This window comes from Leptotrichia sp. oral taxon 879 str. F0557, from assembly GCF_000469385.1.
Classification (GTDB): domain Bacteria; phylum Fusobacteriota; class Fusobacteriia; order Fusobacteriales; family Leptotrichiaceae; genus Leptotrichia; species Leptotrichia mesophila.
In genome coordinates, this window is sequence record NZ_KI271359.1 from 1 (window position 1) to 6,855 (window position 6,855).

General features: G+C 31.2%; 5 protein-coding genes. 3 read left to right on the plus strand and 2 right to left on the minus strand.

From position 1 onward, the window contains the following. Positions 1-309 precede the first annotated feature (309 nt). Genes rlmN through HMPREF1552_RS11315 form a run of 3 tightly spaced genes read left to right on the plus strand, consistent with a single transcriptional unit; the run spans position 310 to position 3,724 of the window. Positions 310-1,386, plus strand: a complete 1,077-nt coding sequence (gene rlmN, locus HMPREF1552_RS11305; RefSeq protein WP_039901681.1) for a 23S rRNA (adenine(2503)-C(2))-methyltransferase RlmN — start codon at positions 310-312, stop codon at positions 1,384-1,386. Positions 1,387-1,420: 34 nt separating this feature from the next. Beyond that, the gene (locus tag HMPREF1552_RS11310) at positions 1,421-3,466 is read left to right on the plus strand and encodes a transglycosylase domain-containing protein (RefSeq protein ID WP_021745344.1); all 2,046 of its coding nucleotides are present in this window, start codon (positions 1,421-1,423) and stop codon (positions 3,464-3,466) included. An 18-nt stretch (positions 3,467-3,484) separates the two neighbouring features. After that, complete coding sequence (locus HMPREF1552_RS11315) at positions 3,485-3,724, plus strand: type II toxin-antitoxin system Phd/YefM family antitoxin (protein ID WP_021745345.1); 240 nt, start codon at positions 3,485-3,487, stop codon at positions 3,722-3,724. Between the two features lie 99 nt (positions 3,725-3,823). On the opposite strand, the gene HMPREF1552_RS11320 is transcribed toward HMPREF1552_RS11315, so the two are convergent. Together HMPREF1552_RS11320 and HMPREF1552_RS11325 are read right to left on the minus strand one after the other, a co-directional pair. Beyond that, on the minus strand, positions 3,824-5,206 hold the full coding sequence (locus HMPREF1552_RS11320; protein ID WP_021745346.1) for an NCS2 family permease: 1,383 nt from the start codon (positions 5,204-5,206) through the stop codon (positions 3,824-3,826). A gap of 52 nt (positions 5,207-5,258) precedes the next feature. Further along, entirely contained in the window at positions 5,259-6,608 is a 1,350-nt protein-coding gene (locus HMPREF1552_RS11325; RefSeq protein WP_021745347.1) for a hemolysin family protein, read from the minus strand. Positions 6,609-6,855 lie beyond the last annotated feature (247 nt).

Here is a 6,855-nt window from a genome sequence, read left to right on the forward strand (position 1 = left end):
TTAACACGAAATTATCATGAGTTTTTATATTTTTCAGTTTGTTGCAATATATTATATAATCTATAGGATACAAAAAATAAGAGTTACACAAGGCTCTTATTATTTTTCTATTACCTGGTTTTAGTAAAAATAACATTATTTTTTTCAGTAAAATTGATGATTACACATAATTTTTAAATAAGTTTAAATATAATGTAAAATAATGATATAATATTTTCGTAAAATATGTTATGATATAGGCAATGAAAATTGTAAAAATAAAAGGAGGAAATTGAAAAAAATAAAATAATGGAGCTAAATAATAATGAAATGACAAATATAAATACAGTTGAGAAAATTGATATTTTGGGGATGGATTTAGAGAGTTTGCAGGAGAAATTTGTTGAGATTGGTCTTAAAAAGTTTAATGCGAGCCAAGTTTTTGACTGGCTACATAATAAACTGGTATTTGATTTTGATGAGTTTTCTAATATTTCCAAAAAAGACAGAGAGATTTTGAAAGAGAGATTTTATGTGGCAAAGCTTGAGTTTAAGACACATCAAGTTTCAGAAGATGGGGATACTGAGAAATTTTTGTTTGAACTGAAGGATAGAAGGCTGATTGAAAGTGTGCTTATTTCCCATAAAAATCGGCATACACTTTGTGTTTCTTCGCAAATTGGATGTCTTATCGGATGTGATTTCTGTGCTACAGCTACAATGACTTATGAAAGAAATTTATCAATTTCTGAGATTTTGCTACAATATTACTATGTTCAGAAATATTTACTTAAACGTGGAGAAAAATTAGGAAATGTAGTTTATATGGGGATGGGTGAACCATTTTTAAATTATGATGCGGTTCTTGGTTCAATTAATATGTTAAATTCTCCTAAGGGGCAAAATTTTTCAAAAAGGAATTTTACAATTTCTACAAGCGGAATTGTGAATGGAATAAAAAGATTTACAGAAAATGAAAATCAAGTGAACTTAGCAATCTCATTACATTCAGTGAGAGATGATGTGAGAAGTGAAATTATGCCGATAAATAAAACATGGGGAGTAAAACAGTTAAAAGAATCACTTTTGGAATATCAGAAGCAAACTAAAAATCGTATTACATTTGAATATATCTTGATTGATGATTTGAACTGCGAGCCTGAAGATGCAAGGGAACTGACTGGATTCTTAAATTCATTTTCGTGTCTAGTAAACTTGATTCCTTATAATCCTGTCGGTGGAAAGCCTTATAAAACACCATCAAAACAAAAACAAAGAGAATTTTATAAATTATTAAAAGACAAAAATGTTAATGTAACGTTGCGAGAAACTAAAGGGCAGGACATTGCAGCGGCTTGTGGACAGTTGAAGGCAAAAAAACAGATGGATTTTACTAAAAATATTTAAATAGATATTGAAATAGTTACGAAAAGAGGTAGTAATGAAAAAGAATAATAAAGAAGAAAAAATTGCAAAACCTAGAAAAAAATTTAGTTTATTTTCATTTTTTTTCAAAGTTTTTGTATTTTTGTTTATAATTGGAGCGGGAGCGGGAGCTTATCTTGTTTATACGGTAAGCAAGGAAACGCCAGTTGATTTGATTGATGGATATGCACCTGTATCGCCATCAGTAATTTATGACATCAATGGAAATCAAATAGATACGATAATGGTTCAAAATAGAGCTCCAATTGGAATTGGAGAAATTCCTTTGCATGTGCAGAATGCGTTTTTGGCAATTGAGGATAGAAAATTTAGGACTCATCATGGATTTGATTTTGTGAGAACGGCAAGAGCGGCTTTTTTGACAATTACAGGAAGACGGCGTGAAGGAGGAAGTACACTTACTCAGCAGCTTGCAAAAAATGCGTTTTTATCGCCAGAACAAACAATGACAAGAAAGATTAAAGAAGCGATTTTAGCAATAGAAATTGAAAGAAAGTATACAAAAGATGAAATTCTGGAAAATTACTTGAATACAATCTATTTTGGACAAGGAGCTTACGGAATAAAAAATGCGGCTATAAAATATTTTAATAAACAGCCAAAACAGCTTTCTATTGCACAAGCGGCAATTTTAGCGAGCCTTCCAAAATCTCCAACAAAATATTCAAAAATAGAACATGCGTTGGAAAGACAAAAGATTGTGCTTCATCAAATGAGAAATTTTGGATTTATAACAGAGGAAGAATATGAAAAAGCGGTTAAAGAAAAAATTACGTTTGTAAATGGAAATATTAAAAGCCGTAATGAAGAGGAACAGATTTCGACTTCAAATGTGGCACCTGAATTTACAACAGTTGTATTAAGTGAAGTAAGAAAAATATTGAAAATACCTGAAGAAGACCAAAAATTCTTATTTGACGGTTATAAAATTTATGCAACAGTTGATTTAGATTTACAAAGGGCAGCTTATTCAGCATTTAATAATAATTATAACTTGAAGAGCCGAGCAAGCTTAAATGGTGCATTGCTTTCTATTGACCCAAGTAACGGGTTTGTAAAAGCAATGGTTGGAGGAAAAAATTATAAAAAAGGTAATTTTAATCGTGCGTTAAGTTCATTAAGACAGCCAGGTTCATCTTACAAGCCAGTAGTTTACCTTGCGGCACTGCAAAAAAACATGGCAATGAATACCGTTATGGAAGATTCACCAGTAAAAATTGGAAACTGGAGTCCAAAGAACTATGACGGAGTATTCAGAGACAGCATGACACTTGCTAAAGCATTGGAAATTTCCAACAATATAATACCAGTAAAACTATTGCAACGTGTTGGAATCAATTCGGCTGAAAAAGTATGGCGTGATGCGGGAGTTGTAGGAGGAGATTTCCCTAAGAACTATACGTTGGCACTTGGTTCAATTTCTACAAGACCAATAGACATGGCAATGTTTTATGCGGCACTTGCAAATGGAGGATATCAAGTTCAGCCTCAATATATTTATAAAATCGAGAATAAATATGGTGAAGTTGTTTATGAAGCAAAACCAAAAATGAAAAAAGTTTACGATTCAAAAGATGTTGCAATATTAACTTACATGCTTGAAAATGCTGTAAATTATGGAACTGGGCAATCTGCAAAAGTCTTAAAAAATGGACAGCTTATTCCAATGGCTGGAAAAACGGGAACAACTTCTGATTACGTTTCAGCGTGGTTTACAGGTTACACACCTACTCTTGCGACAGTAGTTTATGTCGGAAATGATGACAACAAGTCAATGGGGCCTGGAATGACTGGGGGAGCTGCAGCTGCACCAATTTGGAAAACTTACATGCAGACAGTAGTTGACTTGCCAAATTACAACGTTGGAGTCTTTGAATTTATAGACGATTATATTACAAGAAAAGATTTAACAACAAGAGATATTGACTTGCAAATTGGACTTCTTGACAGAGATGGAGTAAATAAACGAACAGCACTGTTTAAGACAGGGACAGAGCCAGTTGAGTCGGAAGGTAAGTTTAGGAATGGGATTACGTTTTAAATTAAGGAGTTGAAATTTATGGCAGCAACAAGTTATTCTAATTTTAAGAACAATCCTGAAAAATATTTTGAAAAAGTGATACAAAATTGTGAACCACTAATTGTAACTAGAAAAAATGATGAAAATATTGTTATAATGAGTGAAGATGAATATAGTAATTTGATGGAAAATTTATATATTATGTCAAATAATGATTATTACAATGAATTAATTCAGAGAAAAATAGAAGCCTCAAGAGGGAAAAGTGGAAATTCATGATTTAATTGAATAGAATAAAAATAATAAAAAATATGATTTCAAATACAGATTAATGTATAAGAAATCATATTTTTCGTTTATAAGAATTTATAAATTTGATTATGACATAAATAATAATTTAACTATAAATAATGCTCCTAAAATAACCATTACCCATGAAACATGTCTTCTGTCTTCTTTTTTCGAGAATAAATTGTAAAACAGATTTATTAAAACATAAGATAAGATTCCTAATGTCAAACCATCTCCGATACTGTAAGTTAGAGCCATTGTTGTAATTGTTATGAAAGACGGGACTCCTTCCAGAATATCGTGCAAGTCTATGTTTTTAACTGAACTTAGCATTAGGTAACCAACGTAAATTAGGGCTGGAGCCGTGGCACATCCTGGTATTGAAATAAATATTGGCGAGAAAAACATTGATATTAGGAATAGGAACCCTGTTGTGATAGCAGTCCATCCTGTTCTTCCACCAGCGATAACTCCTGTTGAGCTTTCTACATACGTTGTAACTGTTGAAACTCCAAGTGCAGCACCAGCTGTAGTTGCAATTGCATCAGCCATTAAAGCTCGTCCTACATTCGGTACATTTCCGTTTTCATCTAGCATATCAGCTTTTGAACATACTCCTACTAATGTTCCGACAGTATCAAAAAAGTCCACAAACAGGAATGTACAAACTATAACAAATAAATTTCCAAACATTTTAAAATCAGTAAATAGCGTAAAGTCTAATTTCCCCATAACAGGCATCATTGACTCGTATTTAAAGATACCAGATGGTAAATAAATTCCTAATTCTTTTGCATGTGCAGGATTTATAAGTGCATATCCCCAGGCTAGAAGAGAACTCAATACTATTCCATAAAGAATTGATCCACGTACATTCTTTTTATCTAAAATAGCTATTAAGAATAATCCGATAAATGAAATAATAACTGCTGGAGAAAAATGTCCCATACTAACTTTGGTAGATTCATTTAAAACAACCAGCCCACTCCCTGAAAAGCCGACAAATGCGATAAATACTCCAATTCCACCAGTAACAGCGTGTTTCATATTTTCTGGAATAGAATTTACTACAGCTTCACGTACTTTAAAAAGTGTTAAAAAGATAAATATAATTCCTTCACAGAAGACAGCAGTCAAAGCAGTTTGCCAGCTGATACCGCCTTTTAATACAACTGTAAATGCAAAAAAAGCATTTAATCCCATACCTGAGGCAAGAGCGAAAGGCAGATTTGCAATAAGTCCCATAAGAAAACAACCAATTGCGGCTGAAAAACAAGTTGCTGTAACTAATGCCCCTGCATCCATACCAGTTTTTGACAAAATATTTGGATTTACAGCAATTATGTAGGCCATTGTAAGAAATGTTGTAATCCCTGCCATAATTTCCTTTTTCATATTGACATTTTCATTTGCTAGAAGCGGGAAAAGTCGTTTAAGTCCGCTTGTTTGTTGAACATTAGTGATGCCCATTTTGATTAATCAACTCCATTTCTATGTATTATTTATGTTGTTACAAATATTATTAATCTTCATTAGATTTATTTTTAGTTTTTTCATTATTTTCTTTATCTTTGTCAAAAGTCATAACAACTTTTTCAATTTTTTTATTTCTAACTCGCTGTGGCTTGAATACAACACCATTAATAGTAATTGGCTCAATATTTTCATTGTCTTCAGGAATATATCCTAAATTTTCAATTAAAATTCCGCTTAAAGTATCATAATATTTAGATTCAAGTTCAAAGTGAAAGCTATCATTCAGGTCATTTAAGGAAACATCTCCATTAATTAAGTATTTATTTCGTGACAATTGACGGATTGACAAGTCTTCATCATCAAATTCGTCAGCAATGTTGCCCATAACTTCTTCAATCAAGTCTTCAAGTGTAACAATTCCCGAAAAACCTCCGTATTCATCAATTAGAATAGTAATATGCTTTTTCTCAAGCTGCATTTCATTAAAAAGTTCATTTACATTTTTTGTTTCAGGCACAAAATACGCTTCTTGCAGCAAATCAGCCACTTTTATGTTGTCAAATCCCTTTTTGTAGGCTTCCATCATCAAATCTTTAGTTAACAATACTCCAACAATATTGTCAGCTTCATTTTCATAAACAGGAATACGTGAATATTTTCCAATTTCCTTATTTTCAAAAAGTTCATGAATCGAAATATTTTTATCAATCAAAAATACTTTTGTTCTCGGAATCATTATTTCACGTGCAATTTTTTCATCAAATTCAATAATATTTTCAATCATTTCCTGTTCAGCTTCATTAATAACACCGTGTTCCTTACCAACTTCTACAAGCGAACGCAATTCCTCCTTAGAAACTTTTTCTTCAATATTGTCTTCTTTCATTTTCAGAATTGTAAGTACCAAATTTGTAGAAAATGTCAAAAATTTTACAAATGGAGAAAATAACCTTGAAATAAATACAACAACTCCGACTGATGATAAAGCAATCTTTTCTGAATTTCTAAGTGCAATTCTCTTTGGAATCAGTTCCCCAAAAACAAGTGTAACATACGATAGTAGAAAAGTTATTAAAATCATTGAAATTTGACTACTATATGGGATATTCAAAGGTTGCAATGCACCAGATAAATATTGCGATAAACCAGTCGCTGCCGATGCTGATGCAAAAAAACCTGCCAAAGTAATCCCAACTTGAATAGTAGACAGGAATTTACTAGGTTCCTGCAGCAAATTGTCAAGTAAAATTGCTTTTTTATTTCCATCTTCAATTAATATTTTTAATTTATTTTTGTTTAACGAAACAATCGCCATTTCCGCACTGGAAAAGAAAGCGTTAATTCCCGTTAAAATTATTATTATTACAATCTGTAATAATAAACTGCCCTCAGACATTTTATTTTTCCTCCTAAATTTTTTAAATTTACCAACTTTTATAGTAACAAATTTTAAAACTAAATTTAAAAAATGTAACTATTTATTCAAACTCTAACTTTTTATTTTGTATTAATTTAAAGAGTTTAAGCATATTATAGCATATTTTTAAAAAATTTAAAAATTTTAATCTTAAATCTGTTTAATAGCTCATCTATATATTAAATAATAGAAAATTACAAAATTTCTTCAAAAACATACTTTTGAA

Excerpts from the sequence above, each read along its gene's own strand:
- rlmN (WP_039901681.1), top strand. The coding sequence starts at position 310 with ATGACAAATATAAATACAGTTGAGAAAATTGATATTTTGGGGATGGAT.
- HMPREF1552_RS11310 (WP_021745344.1), top strand. The coding sequence starts at position 1,421 with ATGAAAAAGAATAATAAAGAAGAAAAAATTGCAAAACCTAGAAAAAAA.
- HMPREF1552_RS11315 (WP_021745345.1), top strand. The coding sequence starts at position 3,485 with ATGGCAGCAACAAGTTATTCTAATTTTAAGAACAATCCTGAAAAATAT.
- HMPREF1552_RS11320 (WP_021745346.1), bottom strand. The coding sequence starts at position 5,206 with ATGGGCATCACTAATGTTCAACAAACAAGCGGACTTAAACGACTTTTC.
- HMPREF1552_RS11325 (WP_021745347.1), bottom strand. The coding sequence starts at position 6,608 with ATGTCTGAGGGCAGTTTATTATTACAGATTGTAATAATAATAATTTTA.